This window comes from Pseudomonas sp. LD120 (assembly GCF_009861525.1).
In the GTDB taxonomy this organism is placed as follows: Bacteria; Pseudomonadota; Gammaproteobacteria; order Pseudomonadales; family Pseudomonadaceae; genus Aquipseudomonas.
In genome coordinates, this window is record NZ_WVHL01000004.1 from 1 (window position 1) to 20,269 (window position 20,269).

General features: G+C 62.6%; 13 protein-coding genes. 10 read left to right on the forward strand and 3 right to left on the reverse strand.

All coding sequences use genetic code 11. The features are described 5' to 3' along the window. The 3 genes from PLD_RS31130 to PLD_RS13655 form a co-directional block, all read right to left on the reverse strand. Positions 1-147, reverse strand: a 147-nt coding sequence (locus PLD_RS31130) for a hypothetical protein (protein WP_371929021.1), incomplete at its 3' end; no start/stop codon positions are given. Positions 148-202: 55 nt separating this feature from the next. Further along, positions 203-409 (reverse strand): hypothetical protein, encoded by a 207-nt coding sequence (locus PLD_RS31135; RefSeq protein WP_371929022.1) that lies wholly within the window; start codon positions 407-409, stop codon positions 203-205. After that, entirely contained in the window at positions 406-5,211 is a 4,806-nt protein-coding gene (locus tag PLD_RS13655) for a retention module-containing protein (protein ID WP_256674629.1), read from the reverse strand. Before PLD_RS13655 ends, PLD_RS31135 begins: the two co-directional genes overlap by 4 nt. Before the next feature lie 361 nt (positions 5,212-5,572). On the opposite strand from PLD_RS13655, the gene PLD_RS13660 reads away from it, so the two are divergent. The 10 genes from PLD_RS13660 to PLD_RS13705 all read left to right on the forward strand — a co-directional run bounded on the left by PLD_RS13660 (position 5,573) and on the right by PLD_RS13705 (position 20,183). Beyond that, positions 5,573-6,925, forward strand: a complete 1,353-nt coding sequence (locus tag PLD_RS13660) for a TolC family outer membrane protein (protein ID WP_159893528.1) — start codon at positions 5,573-5,575, stop codon at positions 6,923-6,925. A gap of 37 nt (positions 6,926-6,962) precedes the next feature. Further along, positions 6,963-9,119 carry a type I secretion system permease/ATPase gene (locus tag PLD_RS13665; RefSeq protein ID WP_159893530.1) on the forward strand — a complete coding sequence of 719 codons (2,157 nt, stop codon included), beginning with the start codon at positions 6,963-6,965 and terminating at the stop codon, positions 9,117-9,119. Continuing rightward, positions 9,109-10,476 (forward strand): HlyD family type I secretion periplasmic adaptor subunit, encoded by a 1,368-nt coding sequence (locus PLD_RS13670; protein ID WP_159893532.1) that lies wholly within the window; start codon positions 9,109-9,111, stop codon positions 10,474-10,476. The genes PLD_RS13665 and PLD_RS13670 overlap by 11 nt, the downstream gene beginning before the upstream one ends. A gap of 187 nt (positions 10,477-10,663) precedes the next feature. Beyond that, a complete protein-coding gene (locus tag PLD_RS13675) occupies positions 10,664-11,590 on the forward strand; it encodes a LysR family transcriptional regulator (RefSeq protein ID WP_159893534.1) in 927 nt (308 codons plus the stop codon). Between the two features lie 267 nt (positions 11,591-11,857). Further along, a complete protein-coding gene (locus tag PLD_RS13680; RefSeq protein ID WP_159893536.1) occupies positions 11,858-13,402 on the forward strand; it encodes an MFS transporter in 1,545 nt (514 codons plus the stop codon). Positions 13,403-13,416: 14 nt separating this feature from the next. Continuing rightward, positions 13,417-14,487 carry an HlyD family secretion protein gene (locus PLD_RS13685; RefSeq protein ID WP_159893538.1) on the forward strand — a complete coding sequence of 357 codons (1,071 nt, stop codon included), beginning with the start codon at positions 13,417-13,419 and terminating at the stop codon, positions 14,485-14,487. Further along, entirely contained in the window at positions 14,484-16,094 is a 1,611-nt protein-coding gene (locus tag PLD_RS13690; protein ID WP_256674630.1) for an efflux transporter outer membrane subunit, read from the forward strand. The genes PLD_RS13685 and PLD_RS13690 overlap by 4 nt, the downstream gene beginning before the upstream one ends. A gap of 70 nt (positions 16,095-16,164) precedes the next feature. Continuing rightward, positions 16,165-16,674 (forward strand): sigma-70 family RNA polymerase sigma factor, encoded by a 510-nt coding sequence (locus PLD_RS13695; RefSeq protein ID WP_159893540.1) that lies wholly within the window; start codon positions 16,165-16,167, stop codon positions 16,672-16,674. Continuing rightward, on the forward strand, positions 16,671-17,624 hold the full coding sequence (locus PLD_RS13700; RefSeq protein WP_159893542.1) for a FecR domain-containing protein: 954 nt from the start codon (positions 16,671-16,673) through the stop codon (positions 17,622-17,624). The genes PLD_RS13695 and PLD_RS13700 overlap by 4 nt, the downstream gene beginning before the upstream one ends. Before the next feature lie 93 nt (positions 17,625-17,717). Then, the gene (locus tag PLD_RS13705; RefSeq protein ID WP_159893544.1) at positions 17,718-20,183 is read left to right on the forward strand and encodes a TonB-dependent siderophore receptor; all 2,466 of its coding nucleotides are present in this window, start codon (positions 17,718-17,720) and stop codon (positions 20,181-20,183) included. Positions 20,184-20,269: the final 86 nt, after the last annotated feature.

Consider the following 20,269-nt stretch of genomic DNA (forward strand, 5'->3'; position numbering starts at 1 on the left):
TTGGTGCAGTGAAGTTTCACCGACGCCTTGGCTTTCACCACAGGGATGGTGATGGTCTGTCCGTTGGAACAGTGTGACTACAACTGGGGAGCCGGTGACCGGCGCGGTGACGGAGGCGGTGTAAACCACGGTGCCGCCTTCGGCCACGGTTGGGGTGGCAGTCAGACTGACGGTCGAAGTATCGATGGTGTCAGTGACGCGGTTACCGCTGGAGCAGTGTTGGTCTCCAGGTTCTCGAAGTTGCCGCCTTCAGCTTGGTGATGGTGGCTTCAACCGTGCCGGCATCTTTGTACACGTCAATCAGCCGGAGCGGCGACGGTTGCGGTCCCGGTGGTTGCGCCAGCGGCAATGGTGATGACCGCGCATTAGAGAGCGTGACCGTGACAGGTGTACCGGCAGCGTTAGTCAGAGTCGCGGTGAAACAATGGAGCCGCCCTCAGCCACGGTGTCGGTCGCCGACAGGCTCAGGGTGGTGGTGTCAGGTGTATCGGTCACGGTGGTTTCAGCAGGTTTATCGCTGATGGCCAACTTCTCGTAGTTACCGCCGTCCGCGTTGGTAATGGTGGTGCTCAAGGAGCTGCCGCCAGCCAATGCGTCGTTTGGTGCAGTGAAGTCGACCGACGCCTGGCTCTCGCCAACAGGGATGGTGATGGTTTGTCCGTTGGACAGTGTCACAACCACAGGCGAACCAGTAACGGGTGCAGTCACCGACGCGGTGTAAACCACAGTGCCGCCTTCGGCCACGCTCGGCGTAGCGGTGAGCGATACGGTGCTGGTGTCGATGGTGTCAGTGACGTCGGTTACCGCTGGAGCGGTGTTGGTCTCCAGGTTCTCGAAGTTGCCGCCTTCAGCTTTGGTGATGGTGGCTTCGACTGTGCCGGCATCTTTGTACACGTCATCAGCCGGAGCGGCGACGGTTGCGGTCCCGGTGGTTGCGCCAGCAGCAATGGTGATGACCGCGCCATTAGAGAGCGTGACCGTGACAGGTGTACCGGCAGCGTTAGTCAGAGTCGCGGTGTAAACAATGGAGCCGCCCTCAGCCACGGTGTCGGTCGCCGACAGGCTCAGGGTGGTGGTGTCAGGTGTATCGGTCACGGTGGTTTCAGCAGGTTTATCGCTGATGGCCAGCTTCTCGTAGTTACCGCCGTCCGCGTTGGTAATGGTGGTGCTCAAGGAGCTGCCGCCAGCCAATGCGTCGTTTGGTGCAGTGAAGTCGACCGACGCCTGGCTCTCGCCAACAGGGATGGTGATGGTCTGTCCGTTGGACAGTGTCACAACCACAGGCGAACCAGTAACGGGTGCAGTCACCGACGCGGTGTAAACCACGGTGCCGCCTTCGGCCACGCTCGGCGTAGCGGTGAGCGATACGGTGCTGGTGTCGATGGTGTCGGTGACATCAGTGACGGCTGGAGCGGTGTTGGTCTCCAGGTTCTCGAAGTTACCGCCTTCAGCTTTGGTGATGGTGGCTTCGACTGTGCCGGCATCTTTGTACACGTCATCAGCCGGAGCGGCGACGGTTGCGGTACCGGTGGTTGCGCCTGCGGCAATGGTGATCACGGCACCGTTGCTCAAGGTCACGGTTACCGGAGTGCCAGCGGCATTGGTCAGGGTCGCGGTGTAAACAATGGAGCCACCTTCAGCCACGGTGTCGGTCGCCGACAGGCTCAGGGTGGTGGTGTCAGGTGTATCGGTCACGGTGGTTTCAGCAGGTTTATCGCTGATGGCCAGCTTCTCGTAGTTACCGCCGTCCGCGTTGGTAATGGTGGTGCTCAAAGAGCTGCCGCCAGCCAATGCGTCGTTTGGTGCAGTGAAGTCGACCGACGCCTGGCTCTCGCCAACAGGGATGGTGATGGTTTGTCCGTTGGACAGTGTCACAACCACAGGCGAACCAGTAACGGGTGCAGTCACCGACGCGGTGTAAACCACGGTGCCGCCTTCGGCCACGCTCGGCGTAGCGGTGAGCGATACGGTGCTGGTGTCGATGGTGTCAGTGACGTCGGTTACCGCTGGAGCAGTGTTGGTCTCCAGGTTCTCGAAGTTACCGCCTTCAGCTTTGGTGATGGTGGCTTCGACTGTGCCGGCGTCCTTGTACACGTCATCAGCCGGAGCGGCGACGGTTGCCGTGCCGGTGGTTGCGCCAGCAGCAATGGTAATCACCGCACCGTTGCTCAAGGTCACGGTTACCGGAGTGCCAGCGGCATTGGTCAGGGTCGCGGTGTAAACAATGGAGCCGCCCTCAGCCACGGTGTCGGTCGCCGACAGGCTCAGGGTGGTGGTGTCAGGTGTATCGGTCACGGTGGTTTCAGCAGGTTTATCGCTGATGGCCAGCTTCTCGTAGTTACCGCCGTCCGCGTTGGTAATGGTGGTGCTCAAGGAGCTGCCGCCAGCCAATGCGTCGTTTGGTGCAGTGAAGTCGACCGAAGCCTGGCTCTCGCCAACAGGGATGGTGATGGTCTGTCCGTTGGACAGTGTCACAACCACAGGCGAACCAGTAACGGGTGCAGTCACCGACGCGGTGTAAACCACGGTGCCGCCTTCGGCCACGCTCGGCGTAGCGGTGAGCGATACGGTGCTGGTGTCGATGGTGTCGGTGACATCAGTGACGGCTGGAGCAGTGTTGGTCTCCAGGTTCTCGAAGTTGCCGCCTTCAGCTTTGGTGATGGTGGCTTCGACTGTGCCGGCATCTTTGTACACGTCATCAGCCGGAGCGGCGACGGTTGCGGTGCCGGTGGTTGCGCCTGCGGCAATGGTAATCACGGCACCGTTGCTCAAGGTCACGGTTACCGGAGTGCCAGCGGCATTGGTCAGAGTCGCGGTGTAAACAATGGAGCCACCCTCAGCCACGGTGTCGGTCGCCGACAGGCTCAGGGTGGTGGTGTCAGGTGTATCGGTCACGGTGGTTTCAGCAGGTTTATCGCTGATGGCCAGCTTCTCGTAGTTACCACCGTCCGCGTTGGTAATGGTGGTGCTCAAGGAGCTGCCGCCAGCCAATGCGTCGTTTGGTGCAGTGAAGTCGACCGACGCCTGGCTCTCGCCAACAGGGATGGTGATGGTCTGTCCGTTGGACAGTGTCACAACCACAGGCGAACCAGTAACGGGTGCCGTCACCGACGCGGTGTAAACCACGGTGCCGCCTTCGGCCACGGTTGGGGTGGCAGTCAGGCTGACGGTCGAAGTATCGATGGTGTCAGTGACGTCGGTTACCGCTGGAGCGGTGTTGGTCTCCAGGTTCTCGAAGTTGCCGCCTTCAGCTTTGGTGATGGTGGCTTCGACTGTGCCGGCATCTTTGTACACGTCATCTGCCGGAGCGGCGACGGTTGCGGTACCGGTGGTTGCGCCAGCGGCAATGGTAATCACGGCACCGTTGCTCAAGGTCACGGTTACCGGAGTGCCAGCGGCATTGGTCAGGGTCGCGGTGTAAACAATGGAGCCGCCCTCAGCCACGGTGTCGGTCGCCGACAGGCTCAGGGTGGTGGTGTCAGGTGTATCGGTCACGGTGGTTTCAGCAGGTTTATCGCTGATGGCCAGCTTCTCGTAGTTACCGCCGTCCGCGTTGGTAATGGTGGTGCTCAAGGAGCTTCCGCCAGCCAATGCGTCGTTTGGTGCAGTGAAGTCGACCGAAGCCTGGCTCTCGCCAACAGGGATGGTGATGGTCTGTCCGTTGGACAGTGTCACAACCACAGGCGAACCAGTAACGGGTGCAGTCACCGACGCGGTGTAAACCACGGTGCCGCCTTCGGCCACGGTTGGGGTGGCAGTCAGACTGACGGTCGAAGTATCGATGGTGTCGGTAATTTGAGTCACTGCCGCGTCGGGGCTGGTGATCAGGTTCTCGAAGTTGCCGCCATCGGTTTTGGTGATGATGACTTCGACGCTGCCGGCGTCTATGTAAACGTCATCCGCAGGCGCGGGCACGGTAACGGTGCCGCTGCTGGCCCCGGCGGCGATGCTGATCACTGCACCGTTGGACAGGGTCACGGTGATCGGGGTGCCGGCTGGATTGGTTAGGGTGGCGGTGTAGACAATCGAGCCGCCTTCGGCCACCGAGTCCGTCGCGGAGAGGTTCAGACCGGTGTCATCGATCGTGTCGGTGACGGTGGTCACTGCTTTGTCGGCGCTGGGCTCCAGGTTCTCGAAGTTGCCGCCTTCGGCGTTGGTGATGCCGACTTCAATCGTGCTGCCATTTTTGTAGACATCGTTGGCAGGCGCAGCCACGTCGACCGATCCAGTGGATTGGCCCGCGCCGATGGTGATCACCGAACCGTTGGACAAGGTGACGGTCACCGGTGTCTGTGCCGGGTTGGTCAGGGTGGCGGTATAGGTGATCTGGCCACCTTCAGTGACGCTCGGATCGGCCGTCAGGGTTACGGTGGTGGTATCGATGGTGTCGGTGACTTGGGTCACCGCCGGGCTTGGGTCGACAGTGAGCAACAGGCCGCCACCGCCAGTGGTGCCGGTTACGTTGACGGTGATCTGGCTGGGGTCGATATAGACGTCGTCTTGTGGCGCCAGCGGGACTTGCACGCTGCCGCTCAATTGGCCTGCGCTGATGACGATGACCGCGCCGTTGGACAGGGTCACTGACAGATCGGTCAGTGGTGCCTGGGTCAAGGTGGCGGTGTACACCAGTACGCCACCGGCTTCGGTAATGGTTGGGGTGGCGCCTAGGGTCAGGGTCGCTGGCCGCAGAGTATCGCTCCCGCTGCCAGTGGTCAGGCCATTGTTGGTCAGCCCGCCAACAGTGTTGTCCAGGGCCGAGGTGGTCAACCCCAGGCCTGCAGTGGGGAAGCCGATAGTCGGGTCGACTCGGCCTGCAGTTTCCTCAAGCTGGACAAAACTGTGGCCACCCCCGGCGGCGCCTCCGGTGCCTGCGGCAGTCGGGCCGGCGGCAGTGGCTTCCAGGTCGGTGGTCGGGTCGGCACCCGCGGCGATGGCTTGCTGTAGCTCAGCCACTGACGGCGCGGCTTGAGCACTCGCCTGGGCCAGGTCGGCGCTGGAGTCAGGAGCGCTGCCGCTCCATTGAGTGTCGCGGCCAAGGTCCAGCGTGCGCCCGTCAGTCAACTCCAAGGTGACGGCACCGGCGGCGCCGGTATCCACCTGATCACCCACGAATAGGCGGTCGCCTTCGATGAGGATGCGTCGGATCCCTTCCGGGGACACTACGAAAACTTGACCGACAATGCTTTTGACGATGGCAACAACACTGCTCATTGGGGACTCTCCGATGTACCGCTCAGTCGACTTCCATGTACTGGCTGGGGCGCGGGCCGTAACTCAGTCTGGACGTACATAGCTGTGTAATTGGGACGGGTTATTGACAGTATGAGTGCCAATAACTTGACTATATTTTTTAGAAATTAACTTTATGCCAAACTATTGACCTTATGTTTGCCATCCTAAACAATCGCCGAATTAATGTCACATTGATATTCGTGCGATCACCTGACTTGAAGTATGTAAGGCAGTTCTTAATTTGAACTTTCCGACAGACGGTCATTATGGTTGTAGTCATTCGATGTGATGCCGCGCTCTGACGTGATTATGGACACGCTGTCCGAGGGAAATTCTTACCATGCGTTTTCAACTGTTAAAGGCCCTGCCGTTCGCCTTAGCCACCAGTTTCGTGCAGGCACAAACACTCCCCGAAGCCATGCAGAAAGCACTGGATGTGCACCCGGAAATCCAAGCCGGGGTGAACAGCCGTCTGGCCGCCGACTATCAACTGAAGGCGGCGAAAGGTGGCTACTTGCCACGAGTCGATGCGCTGGCTGGTTATGGTCGCGAAGGCACCGATAATCCTAGTACTCGCGCGGGCGCTGGGAGTAATCACTGGGAAACATTGAACCGCGGAGAGTCAAGTTTACGTCTGCAACAGATGGTTTTTGACGGTTTTGCCACCTCTAATGAGGTTGGGCGTCAACAGGCCACCGTCAATTCGCGAGCCTATTCCCTGCTGGGTACTTCCGAGCGCACGGCCCTGACCGTGGCTCAGGTGTACCTGGATGTACTGACCCGTCGCAAATTCGTGCAGTTGGCCGAAGACAACCTGCGTAACCATGAGCGCATCTACGATCAGATCAAACTGCGTACTCAACGTGGCGTGGGCAGCGGCGCTGACCTCGACCAGGCCGAAGCGCGTATGGCCCAGGCCCGCAACAACCTGATCACCGAGCAGACCAATCTGGCCGACGCCCAGACCAACTACCTGAGTGCCGTCGGGCAGATGCCTGATCAATTGGAGCGTCCAGCCGGTTTCATGGCGATGATGCCGGCGAACCTGGATGAAGCCCGCCGTCAGATGTTGGAAAACAGCCCGATCCTGCGCTCCGCCGAGTCCGATATCGTCGCTGCCGAAAAGCAGTACGCCGCCGCCAAGTCAGCGTTCTATCCACGCTTCGATGCGGAACTGGGGCGCACCGCCGACAACAACCTGGACGGTCAGGTCGGCCATAACAACGAATGGCAGGCCATGCTGCGCATGCGCTTTAACCTGTTCGCCGGTGGCAGCAACAAGGCTGACCTTGAGTCCAAGGCCTACCAGTCAAACCAGGCTCTGGATATTCGCAACAACGCCCTGCGGGTGTTGAACGAAGAGCTGGGTCTGGCTTGGAACGCCCTCAACAACGCCAACGCCCAGGTACCGATCGCTCAGCAGTACGTTGATCGTAGCGCCAGCGTGCGCGCGGCTTACCAGAAGCAGTTCAGCCTGGGTGAGCGCACCTTGCTCGACTTGCTCGACAGTGAAAACGAACTGTTCACCGCCTCTCGGCGTTTGGCCGAGATCCAGAACATTCAGTTATTTACTCAGTATCGAATCAAGGCGACCATGGGCGAGTTGCTCAAGAGCCAGGGAGTGGTCGCACCTATGGCTTCCGTCGTGCAAAACGATGTGAAGCCCAAGGTCCAGCTGCCTGGGATGAATTGAGCTATTTTCATCCTACAGTCAGTCAAGAGTGTCGAGCGTGGAACCAGAAGTCAGTCGAGTGCAACTCAGTCATGATCCACGCGGTATGCATGACGATCCCCTGCTGGATGGTTTGTTGACCCTCTGTTTTTTGCATCAGAAACCGGCCAGTGCGGCCATGCTGACCACCGGTTTGCCATTACCCTCCCAGCGCCTGAGTGCCGAGCTGCTGCCCCGTGCAGCCGCCCGGGCCGGGTTGCAGGGGCGTGTGTTGCGCCGCAAGCTCGAACAGATCCCGACGATTGCCATGCCAGCCTTGCTGTTGCTCAAGGACGGGCGTAGCGCGGTGCTGTTGGGGTGGCAGGGCGAAGATCAAGCGCGTCTGCTGCTCAGTGAGAGCGATGGCGGTGAGGTCTGCGTCAGTCGTCAATTGCTCGCCGACGATTACAGCGGACAAGTGTTTTTCGCCCAGCCCCAGCACAAGTTCGACGTCAATCGCGGCTCGTTGATTCCCCGGGCCCGCTCCTGGTTTCGCGATACCCTCAAGCGTTCTCGCTGGCTGTACGCCGATGCAATTGCCGCCAGCCTGTTGATCAACATCATCGCCATGGCGGCACCGCTGTTCGTGATGAATGTCTACGACCGGGTCGTGCCCAACCAGGCCACTTCGACCCTGTGGGTGTTGTCCATTGGCATCATGGGCGCCTATATCTTCGACCTGATCCTCAAGGGGCTGCGCAGCTTGTGCCTGGACCTGGCGGGGAAGAAGACCGACCTGATCATTTCCGCCACGCTGTTCGAGCGTATCGTCGGCATGGCCATGAAGTACCGCCCGGCCCGGGTCGGCAGCTTCGCCCAGAACATCCATGAATTTCAGAGCCTGCGGGACTTTCTCGCGTCCCTGACCCTCACCAGCCTCATTGACCTGCCGTTCACCCTGCTGATCTTCCTGGTGATCGCCATCCTGGGCGGTCACCTGGTATGGATTCCGGTGTTGGCCTTCCCCATCGCGCTGGGCATCGGCTATGCCCTGCAAAAGCCTCTGGTGGCGACCATGGAGAAAACCATGGCCCTGGGCGCCGAGCGACAGTCGAGCCTGATCGAGACCCTGGCCGGGCTGGACGCGGTCAAGGTCAACAACGCCGAAAGCGAGCGCCAGTATCAGTGGGAGCAGACCATCGGCACCCTCAGTCGCCTTGAGCTGCGGGTGAAGATGCTGTCCAGCCTGGCGATGAACATCACCTTGCTGATCCAGCAGCTGTCCGGGGTGATCATGATCATCTTCGGTGTGTACCAGATCATTGATGGCAACCTCAGCATGGGCGGGCTGATCGCCTGCTACATGCTCAGCGGCCGGGCCTTGAGCCCGCTGGCTTCGTTGTCCGGTTTGCTGACCCGCTACCAGCAGGCCCGCGTCACCATGACTTCGGTGGACCAGATGATGGAGCTGCCCCAGGAGCGCAATTTCGACGAGCGCCCCTTGAGCCGCAGTGTGCTGCAAGGCGCCATCGAATGCCGGCAGCTGAATTTCACCTACCCGGGGCAGCAGAACCCGGCACTGAAAAACATCAACTTGGTGATCAAGCCAGGAGAAAAGGTCGGCATCATTGGCCGCAGCGGTTCCGGCAAAAGCTCCTTGGCCAAGTTGCTGGTGGGGCTCTACCAGCCAGATTCCGGGGCCTTGTTGGTGGATGGCGTGGACATCCGTCAGATCGACGTCAGTGAGCTGCGCCATAACATCGGCTATGTACCTCAGGACATCCAATTGCTGGCCGGCACCCTGCGTGACAACCTGGTCTCCGGTGCTCGTTACGTTGAAGACGAACTGGTGCTGCAAGCCGCCGAGCTGGCAGGCGTTCACGAGTTCGCCCGGTTGCATCCACAAGGTTATGAACTGCAAGTGGGCGAGCGCGGGCAGAACCTGTCCGGCGGCCAGCGGCAGAACGTCGCCTTGGCCCGTGCCTTGCTGCTCAGCCCACAGATTCTGTTGCTCGATGAGCCCACCAGTGCCATGGACAATACCGGCGAAGAACGCTTGAAACAGCGCCTGGAGGCGGTGGTGCAGAGCAAGACCGTGGTCCTGGTCACTCACCGTGCGTCGCTGTTGTCGCTGGTGGACCGGCTGTTGGTGGTGGACCGTGGACAGATCCTGGCCGATGGCCCGAAAGCGGTGGTGATGGAAGCGTTGAAGAAGGGGCAGATCAGTGTTGCTTAAGCCGGGACTCAAGGACTCGATCCGCCGTTACTTCAAAGGCTCCGATTCTCTCCAGGGGCAGCCGCTGCCCGAGGTCAACAAGGCTCTGATCGAAGACGCGCCGCGGGTCATTCGCCTGACCATCTGGGGCATCATCGCCTTCTTTGTGTTCCTGGTGTTGTGGGCCAACTTCGCGGTGATCGACGAAGTGACCAAGGGCGAGGGCAAGGCGATTCCGTCGTCCAAGGTGCAGAAGATCCAGAACCTGGAGGGTGGGATTGTCGCCGAGTTGTACGTCAAGGAAGGTCAGGTGGTGGAAGCCGGCGCTCCGCTGATTCGCCTGGATGACACGCGCTTTCAATCCAACGTCGGCGAGACTGAAACCGTGCGCCTGTCCATGTTGCTGCGGGTCGAGCGCCTGAGCGCCGAGGTCGATGACCGGCCGCTGAACTTCCCCCCCGACGTGCTCAAGGATGTGCCTAAGCAGGCCGCCAGCGAGAAGTCCCTGTATGAGAGCCGTCGCCAGCAACTGCATGACGAAATCGGCGGCCTCCAGGAGCAACTGATCCAGAAACAACAGGAACTGCGGGAGTTCACCTCCAAGCAGGCCCAGTACCGCCAGCAACTGGGCTTGCAGCGCCAGGAAATCAACATGTCCGAACCCCTGGTCGCCCAGGGCGCGGTGTCACCGGTGGAAGTGCTGCGTCTCAAGCGCGCCGAGGTGGAAACCCGTGGCCAACTGGACGCCACCACCCTGGCCATTCCACGGGCCGAATCAGCGATCAAGGAAGTGCAGCGCAAGATCGATGAAACCCGCGGCAAGTTCCGCAGCGAGGCGCTGACCCAGCTCAACGAAGCCCGTACCGAACTGAACAAGGCCAGCGCCACCGGCAAGGCTCTGGAAGACCGGGTCAGCCGGACCCTGGTCACCTCGCCAGTGCGCGGTATCGTCAAGCAGTTGATGGTCAATACCATTGGCGGGGTGATTCAGCCGGGCAGCGACATGGTGGAAATCGTCCCTCTGGACGACACCCTGCTGGTGGAGGCCAAGATCCGTCCCCAGGACATCGCCTTCCTGCATCCGGGGCAGGAAGCGGTGGTCAAGTTCACCGCCTATGACTACACCATTTATGGCGGCCTCAAGGCCCGCCTGGAACAGATTGGCGCCGACACCATCACCGACGAAGACAAGAAAACCACCTACTACATGATCAAGCTGCGCACCGACCGCAGCCACCTGGGCACCGATGACAAGCCGCTGCTGATCATTCCCGGAATGGTGGCCTCGGTGGACATCATCACCGGCAAGAAGAGCATTCTTAGCTATCTGCTCAAGCCGATCATCCGCGCCCGCGCCGAAGCCCTGCACGAACGCTGATCCGTGTAAAAACCACCTTTGCAGGAGCCGGCCTTGCCAGCGAAGAGGGCCGCGAGAACGCCTTCGCCGACAAGCCGGTTCCTGCGCCAGCGGGGGCCGGGCATGGATTGATCTCGCGCATTTTTCTAAGTGGCAAGCCTGCTAGCATTGCGTCTGGATCAATCCTGCCCCATCACGAGTACCCAGCATGCAACTTCCGGACATGAACCTTCTGGTGGCCCTCGACGTCCTGCTCGATGAGGGCAGCGTGGTCGGCGCCGCACGGCGCATGAACCTCAGCCCGGCGGCCATGAGCCGGACCCTGACACGAATCCGCGACGCCCTCGGCGACCCGGTACTGGTGCGTGCCGGGCGTGGCCTGGTGCCCACCCCCAAGGCGCTGGAGCTGCGCAGCCAGGTGCGTGATTTGGTGGAGCAGGCGGCGCTGCTGTTCCGCTCGGCGGACCAGGTCGACCTGCTTGCGTTGCGCCGGCGCTTCAGCGTGCGCGCCAACGACTTTTTCGTCGGTGTCTACGGCGGGCGCCTGATCGACACACTGGAGCGTCAGGCCCCGTTGTGCGAACTGCGTTTCGTGCCCGAAGGCGACGGCGATGACGAGGCCCTGCGGGAAGGGCGGATCGATCTGAGAATCAGCAACACTCGGCCGCTGACCCCGGAAGTGAAGGTGCAGAACCTGTTCACCACCACCTTTATCGGCCTGGTGCGGGAAGACCATCCGTTGCTCGACGAAGAGATCACGGCCGAGCGATTTACTGCGTTTCCCCATATCAGTGTGTCCCGCCGCGGCATTGCCCGCGGACCGATCGACGCGGCTCTGGCGGAGCAGGGCCTGGAGCGCCGTGTGTCGCTGATTGCCCCAAGCTTTCATGCGGCGATGTTCATGCTGCCGGATTCGGACCTGATCCTGCCGGTGCCTCAGGAAAGCCTGCTCAGCGTCTCGCGCCTGGGCTTGCGCCTGCGCCCGTTCGTGTTGCCGATTTCTCTGCCGACCCTGGTCCTGAATCAGGCCTGGCACCCGCGCTACGACAAGGATCCGGCGCACAAATGGTTCCGTGAAACCCTGCGCAGCTCCTGCCAGGCCACCTGGCAGGAAGCCCAGCCTGCCTCTTTGTAGGCGCCGGCTTAGCGGCGAATGCGTTCTTGGAGGCCTCTTCGCTGGCAAGCCTGCGCCTACGGCCCCTCTGCAGGCTGCGCCGTCCCTTTAGGCGCCGGCTCGCTGGTGAATGCGCTTTTGGAGGTCACTTAGCTGGCAAGCCAGCACCTACGATCAATAGGTTTTATCGTTGCGTTTGGTGCACTTATAAGCTGTCGATAAGTCAGTTTTCGTCAGTGCCGGCTGTTCATAAACTGCTCTGGATTTCTTGTCTGGAGCAGTATTTTCATGAGTTCCTCCGCTGTCGCGACGCCTGCTTCGGTGGCTGCCGCCAGCAAACCGGCAACCATTGCCCCGCTGTTGTTCGGACCGCGAATCATCATCGGCCTGGTGGGGGTACTGCTGGCGGTGCTGGTGTCCGGTCTCAACGAGATGGTGACCAAGATCGCCCTGGCGGATATTCGCGGTGCGCTGTTCATCGGCTTCGACGAAGGCACCTGGCTGGTGGCGTGCTACACCGCCACCTCGGTGGCAGCCATGGCCTTCGCGCCCTGGTGTTCGGTGACCTTTTCCCTGCGCCGTTTCACCCTGTGCGCCATCGCGCTGTTCACCCTGCTGGGGGTGCTGTGCCCCTTCGCCCCCAACTACCAGAGCCTGTTGCTATTGCGCACCCTGCAAGGCCTGGCCGGGGGCGCGCTGCCGCCGATGCTGATGACCGTGGCCCTGCGCTTCCTGCCGGCCAACGTCAAGCTCTATGGCTTGGCCGGCTACGCCCTGACTGCCACTTTCGGCCCCAGCCTGGGTACGCCCCTGGCGGCGCTCTGGACCGAGTACGTGGGCTGGCGCTGGGCCTTCTGGCAGGTGGTGCCACCCTGTCTGCTGGCCATGGCAGCGGTGGCTTACGGCCTGCCCCAGGATCCGCTGCGTCTGGAGCGTTTCAAGGCGTTCAACTGGCGGGGTCTGCTGCTGGGTTTCCCGGCGATCTGCATGCTGGTGATCGGCATCCTCCAGGGCAATCGCCTGGACTGGTTCCACTCGCCGCTGATCAGTGTGCTGCTGGTCGGCGGGCTGGTGTTGCTGGTGCTGTTTCTGATCAACGAATGGTCGCAGCCGATTCCCTTCTTCAAGCTGCAGATGCTCGGCATCCGCAACCTGTCCTTCGCCCTGTTGACCCTGGCCGGGGTGCTGGTGGTGCTGACCGCGGTGATCATCATCCCGTCGGCCTACCTGGCTCAGGTCCAGGGTTATCGCCCGTTGCAGACCGCGCCGGTGATGTTGGTGATGGCCTTGCCGCAACTGCTGGCCCTGCCCCTGGTGGCGGCCCTGTGCAATCTGCGCTGGGTGGATTGTCGCTGGGTGCTGGGTATGGGCCTGGGCATGCTGGTGCTGTCCTGCCTGGGCGGCACGCACCTGACCGCGGCCTGGATTCGTGACGATTTCTATGTGCTGCAGCTGCTGCAGATCTTCGGCCAGCCCATGGCGGTGCTGCCGTTGCTGATGCTCTCCACCGGGAGCATCACCCCGGTGGAAGGTCCCTTTGCTTCGGCCTGGTTCAACACCGTGAAAGGCCTGGCGGCGGTGATCGCCACCGGGGTGCTGGATGTGCTGACCACCCACCGTTTGCATTTCCACTCGACGATGCTGGTGGACAGCCTGGGCAACTCACCCCTGGTGGACGACCGGGTGGCCGGGCTGGCCCAACGCCTGCACCAGCAAGCCGTGGTGCTGACGTCCGCCGATCTCTACTTCTGCATGGCGGGAGTGGCCGCTGCGCTGATCCTGCTGATTTTCTGGATGCCGACGCGGATCTACCCGCCGCGGGCAGCCACTTGAACGAGAAGGTTTTTATGACGATCCAGAGCAAAGACAAAATCGCCATCGCCGTGGTGACGGTAGCCGCCCTCGGCGCGCTGGCCTATGTGGTGGCGCCGGGCCTGTTCGGTCGTTCCAGCGAACAGAGCACCAACGATGCCTTCATCGCCGCCGACTACACCCTGGTAGCGCCGCGGGTGGCCGGGTTCATCAAGGAAGTGCTGGTGGAGGACAACCAGCAGGTCAAGGCCGGGCAACTGCTGGCGTTGATCGACGACCGCGACCTGCGGGCCGCGGCCCAGGCGGCGGATGCCGAAACCCTGGTGGCCAAGGCTCAATTGCAGAACGCCCGAGCGACCCTGGACCGGCAGAGCTCGGTGATTGCCCAGGCCCAGGCGGCCTTGAGCGCGGCCCAGGCCGAGCGAGCCTTTGCCGAACATGAGCTGAACCGCTACAACCACCTGGCCGGGGTTGGCGCCGGCACGGTGCAGAGCGCCCAGCAAGCCAGGGCCCGCATCGACCAGGCCAGTGCCCGCTTGGCCACCGCCACCGCGGCACTGGCGGCGGAACGCAAGCAGGTGGAGATCCTCACCGCCCAGCGCGATGCCGCCGAAGGCAGCCTGAAGCGGGCCCAGGCGGCCCTGGAAATGGCCAGCTACGAGCTGTCCTACACACGCATCGTGGCCCCGGTGGACGGTATGGTCGGCGAGCGCGCGGTACGGGTCGGCGCCTATGTCACCCCAGGCAGCAAGATCCTCGCCGTGGTGCCTTTGCAGCAGGCCTATGTGCTGGCCAACTTCCAGGAAACCCAGCTCACCGCCATGCATGCCGGGCAAACGGTCGAAGTGCGGGTCGACAGTCTGGGCGGCGAGACCTTGCATGGCCGCGTCGAAAGTCTGGCCCCGGCCACCGGTGTGACCTTCGCCGCGGTGAAACCGGACAATGCCACCGGTAACTTCACCAAGGTGGTGCAGCGCATCCCGGTGAAGATTCTCCTGGACCCCAACCAGCCCATGGCCGAGCGCCTGCGGGTCGGCATGTCGGTGGAAGCCAGTGTGGATACCCACAGCTCGGCCACCAGCGCCCGCGAGGTGACCCAGCGATGAACTCCTTAGGTCGCGAGCACACATGCTCCCCGTGGCGAAGGACTTTGTGCCCACTGGGTTGCGCAGCAGCCCCGGAACCACTCCACGCAGTTGCCCAGGCTACCGGTGAAGGCTGCTTTGCGCGTACTGCGCATTCGGACGCGAGCAAGCTTACTCGCCACGGTGGCCGCGTTCTGGTCGCGTTGAGCCTGCTGGCGCTGGGTGCCTGCAGCGTCGGCCCGGATTTCCAGCGGCCCCGGGCGACCCAGGTCCAGGCTTGGTCGGTGCCTGCACAAGGCGCCGCCAGCCGGGCGGTGGACAGCCCCATGCAGGAGCGCTGGTGGGAGGTGTTCAACGATTCGCAATTGTCGGCCCTGAGTCGCCGGGCCTTGAGCGACAACCTCGACCTGCAACTGGCCAGCAGCCGCTTGCAGCAGAGCCGCGCGGCGCGCCAGGTGATCAGCGCCGAGCGCTACCCAAGCACCTCGGCCAATGGCGGTTACGCACGCAAGCGCAACAGCGCCGAAGGCTTGAGCGACCCTTCGGGGAACCACGGCAATTCCGCCTTCAATCTCTGGGAAGCGGGTTTTTCCGCCGCCTGGGAGCTGGATCTGTGGGGCCGGGTCCGGCGGGAAACCGAAGCCGCTGACGCCACCCTGGAAGTGGCGGAGAACGATCGGCGTGGGGTGCTGTTGTCGGTGCTGGCGGAAACCGCCCAGGACTATATCCAACTGCGTGGCGTACAGAGCACTCGGGCGATCACCGAGCAGAACCTCGACGTCGCTCGTCACAGTCTGAAGCTCTCGCAATTGCGTCTGGCTGACGGTGTGGCGACCGATCTGGATGTGGCCGAAGCTGCGGCCCAGGTCGCCACCATCAAGGCACAACTGCCGGAGCTGCAACAGCGTCAGGCGCAGTTGATCAATGCCCTGAGCCTGCTGCTGGGTGAACCGCCCCAGGCCCTACACCAGGAGTTGGCCGTCGACGCACCGGTGCCACAACCCCCGAGCCTAGTGGCCATTGGTCTGCCGTCGCAACTGGCCGAACGCCGCCCGGATATCCGCCAGGCCGAGGCCCGGTTGCATGCGGCGACGGCCAGCATCGGCGTGGCCAAGGGCGATTTTTATCCGCGCATTACCCTGTCCGGCAACCTCGGCTCCCAAGCCTTGCAACTGGCGGATTTCGGCACCTGGGGCTCGCGCCAGTTCGGCATCGGCCCGCAGTTCAGCCTGCCGCTGTTCGACGGTGGTCGCCTGCGGGGCATGCTCCAGCTGCGCGAGGCCCAGCAGCAGGAAGCGGCCCTGACTTACCAGCAGACCGTGCTGCGGGCCTGGCATGAAATCGACGATCAACTGACCCGCTACAACGCCAGTCAGTTGCGCCGCGACAGCCTGGCCGAGGCGGTGCGGCAGAACCAGATCGCCTTGCGTACCGCGCAGCAGCAGTACGTCGAGGGCGTGGTGGATTTCGTCAACGTTCTGACCGTGCAGGGCGCCTTGCTGGCCACCCAGGAGCAATGGGTGGAAAGCTCCGCCGCGGTGTCCCTGGCCATGGTCGGGCTGTACAAGGCGCTGGGCGGTGGCTGGGAGTCGGTGTACCCGTTGCAGGTCGCCAGCCAGTCGCATTGAAAGGCGTTTTGCCTGGATTGAGAAAAAAGTGTAATGATAATTGCTCTCAATCATGTGTGCAGTTTGATTCATGCCAGCCATCACTGACGGCAACACCCAGCTCCATCGTCTGTATCAGGATCACCACGGCTGGTTGCAGGGTTGGCTGCGCCAGCGTCTGGGCGATCGCGAACATGCGGCGGATGTGGCGCAGGACACTTTTCTGCGCCTGTTGCTGTCGGGGCGCTTTCCCGGGCATCAGGAAAGCCGCAGCTACCTGGCGCAGATCGCGCGCAATCTGGTGATCGACCAGTGGCGCCGGGCACGCATCGAGCGCGCCTACCTGGACAGCATCGCCCACCTGCCGGAGCCGCAGACCCCTTCCCTGGAAAGCCGCGCGCTGATCCTGGAAACCCTGATGCAGATCGACACCATGCTCGATCGCATGCCGGACAAGGTGCGCCAGGCCTTTGTCATGTCGCAGTTCGAAGGCTTGAGTTATGCGCAGATCGCCGAGCGCCTGGAGGTGTCCGTCAGCTCGGTACAGAAGTACATGACCCGCGCGATCCAGGCCTGCTATCAGGTGCTTTACGCAGAATGAAACCCCATCAGGCGCCCATTGCCCCCCGTGTTGTCGAGCAGGCCAGCGAGTGGCTGATGCTGCACTGGGGCGGCGAATTGAGCCCGCAGCAGCGCGCGGCCTTCGAGGCCTGGCAACAGGCCGATCCCGAGCACTTGCGGGCCTGGCAGCGCCTGCAGCATCTGCAACAGACCTTGCAAGGCGTACCGGAGCAGGGCGCCCATGTGCTGCTGGCCAAGGCCCCGGACCTGCAGCGCCGGGCTGCGTTGAAACTGCTCGGCTTGCTGCTGGTGGCGGGCGGCAGTGGCTATCTACTGCAAGGCAGCCAGCCCTGGCGCGCAACCTTTGCCGGGGAGCGCAGCGCTACCGGGCAGGTGCGTCATCTGACCCTGAGCGACGGCAGTCGCCTGGACCTCAACAGCGCCAGCGCCGTCGATGTGCTGTTCACGGCCAGCGAACGGCGGATTCGCCTGATCCAGGGCGAGATCCTGCTCACCAGCGGGCATGATTCATCGCGGCCGCTGATCGTTGAAACCGCTGCCGGCGACATCCAGGCTCTGGGTACGCGCTTTGCCGTGCGCGAGTTGGAGGGCGGCACCCGGGTCGATCTTTATCAGGGCGCGTTGCGCGTCAGCCCGCGGCATGCCCAGGCCCTGCAACTCAATACCGGCGAGCGCCTGTGGTTCAGCGCTGATCGGGTTGCCCCCCGGCAAGTGGCCGAGGTCAACGCCAGCAGCTGGAGCGAGGGCCGGCTGATTGCCGAGCGCCAGTCCCTGGGGCAGTTCATCACCGAGCTGGCGCGCTATCGACCGGGGGTGCTGCGCTGCGACGAGCAGGTGGCGGGCCTGTTGCTCACCGGCGTCTTTCCCCTGGCGGACAGTGACGCGGTGCTTGCGGCCCTGGAGCATGCGTTGCCGGTGCGGGCGCACGCGGTGACGCGCTACTGGGTGACCCTCAAGCCGCGCGAGTGAATAAAAATCTGCCCGGCCGTTGTCGGTTCTGCCGAGTTGTTCGGGATACCCCATGAAAGCCGATCAAGACGCATTCTCATGGGGAGTTCAGGAATGCCTTACCCGACCACAGCATCTATTTTGACCCTGGGCACCACCGCCCGCCGCCACGCCCTTGTCGCGCTGCTGGCCATGGCCCCGGTGTGCCCGGGTATTGCCCAGGCCACCGGCGACAGCCACCACCAGGCACGGGACTACCAGATTGCCGCCGGCAATCTGGACCAGGTCCTGAACCGCTTTGCCAGTGCCGCCGGGATTCTCCTGTCGGTGGATGCGAGTCTGACCGTCGGCAAGCACAGTGCCGGCCTGCAGGGACGCTACGAAGTGGCGCAGGGCCTGCAGACCCTGCTCGCCGGCAGTGGCCTGCAGGCGGTGCAAAGGGGGGGCAACTGGGGCCTGCAACCTCTGCCCCAGGACGGCGCCCTGCAACTGGCTCCGACCCGGATCGGCGCCACCCAAATTGATGAGAGTGCCTGGGGCGCGGTGCCGGGAATCGTCGCCAAGCGCAGCGCCACCGGGAGCAAGACCGACTCGGCGCTGGTGGAGATTCCGCAGACCATCAACGTGATCGGCGCTAGGGAAATCAAGGCCCGCGGCGCCCAGAGCGTGACCGAGGCGCTGCTCTACACCCCGGGCATGACCGGGGGTGGCTTTTCCGACCGGGTGAAGATTTTCGACGAGCCGACCTCCCGGGGGTTTTCCCCGACGCCGATGTACCTCGATGGCCTGCATTTGCCCTACGGTGGTGGCAGCACTGGCGGTGCCCTGCAGATCGAGCCCTATGCCCTGGAGCGCATTGAAGTGCTCAAGGGCCCGGCTTCGGTGCTCTACGGGCAAAACCAGCCGGGCGGGATCGTCAACATGGTCAGCAAGCGGCCCACCGAAACCCCCTTGCATCAGTTGGTGCTGGAAGCCGGCAGCTATGACCACAAGAGCGTCGCCCTGGACCTGGGCGGCCCGCTGGATGAGCAGGGGCAGTTCCTCTATCGCCTGACCGGGCTGGCCAGCGACAGCCAGGACGCCGTCGATTACGTCCAGCGTCAGCGCCAGTTCATAGCCCCGAGCCTGACCTGGCGGCCCGATGACGACACCCAACTGACGTTGTTCGCCCAGTTCCAGAAAGACAACGACGTGCCCGAGGCCCAGGGCCTGCCCAGCGTGGGCACGGTGTTCGCCAACCGCAACGGCAGGATCGACCGCGACCTGTTCCTCGGCGAGCCCGGGGTCAATGCCTACGACCGCGACCAGTTCGTCCTCGGCTACGAGTTGTCCCATCGCCTGAACGATGTCTGGACCCTGAAGCAGAACGCCCGCTACGCCGATGTCGATGACCGCTACCGCGCGCCGCTGCACGGCTACAAGTTCGTCAGCAATCCCAAGACCGGGCTCAACGACCAGCGCTACATGACCCGCTACGGCGTCGACTGGAAGCAGCACAACAAGGTCTATGGCGTGGATAACATCGCCCAGGCCCAGTTCGACACCGGGCCGTTCAGCCATACCCTGCTGGTGGGTCTGGACTACTACCACTTCAATTCCAGGTTCGACGGCAAGTACGACTTCAACCCGCCGATCCTCGACATGTTCACTCCCACTTACGGTCAGTCGCTGAATTTCGCCAACCCTTACCAGTGGGACAACACCATCACTCAGACCGGCCTGTATGTGCAGGACCAGATCAAGTACGAGCAGTGGGTACTGGTGCTCGGCGGTCGCAACGACTGGGCGGAAACCGATAACAAGACGCCGCTCAACGGTGACCACACCAACGCCAAGAGCCAGTCCTTCACCGGGCGCGGCGGGCTGGTGTACCTGTTCGACAATGGCCTGGCACCCTTTGTCAGCTATTCGGAATCCTTCCTGCCCTTGAGTGGCATCAGTGCCCAGGGCAGCGCTTTCGAACCGTCCACGGGCAAGCAGTACGAAGTGGGGGTGAAGTTCCAGCCACCGGGCCAGGAGAGCTTTGTCCAGGTATCGGCTTACCAGTTGGACCAGGAGAATATCCTGACCCCCGACCTGACCAGCCCCGGGCGCAGCGTCCAGAGCGGCGCGGTGCGCTCCCGTGGCATCGAGCTGGAAGCCAAGGCCAGCCTCAGCGAATCGCTGGACCTGATTGCCTCGGCGTCACGCAACGACGTCAAGTACACCAAGGACAACGATGGGCGCGAAGGGCGTCATCCGGCCGGCATGCCGCCGTTGACCGCGTCGCTGTGGCTCAACTACACCCTGCTTGGCGACACGCCGCTGGCGGGCCTGGGCGCGGGCGTCGGCACCCGCTACGTCAAGGGCAGCTATGGCACCGATTACGACGGCGCCTTCCAGATCCCGTCCTACACCGTGTACGACGCCAGCCTGAGCTACGACCTGGAAAAATCGCCGTTGCAATGGAGGGGCGTGAAGCTGGCGCTGAACGTGAAGAACCTCACCGACAAGACCTACGTCGCCAAGTGCACCAGCATCTGGGATTGCTACTACGGCGAAGGCCGGACCCTGGTGTCGAGTTTGACCTATGACTGGTAAGGGTCCATCAGGCTGATGCGCTGGAGCGTTGTGCGCTTTTGGTTTTTGCCGGCGCAGGCTTGCCAGCAAAGGTGTTCGCCAGATCG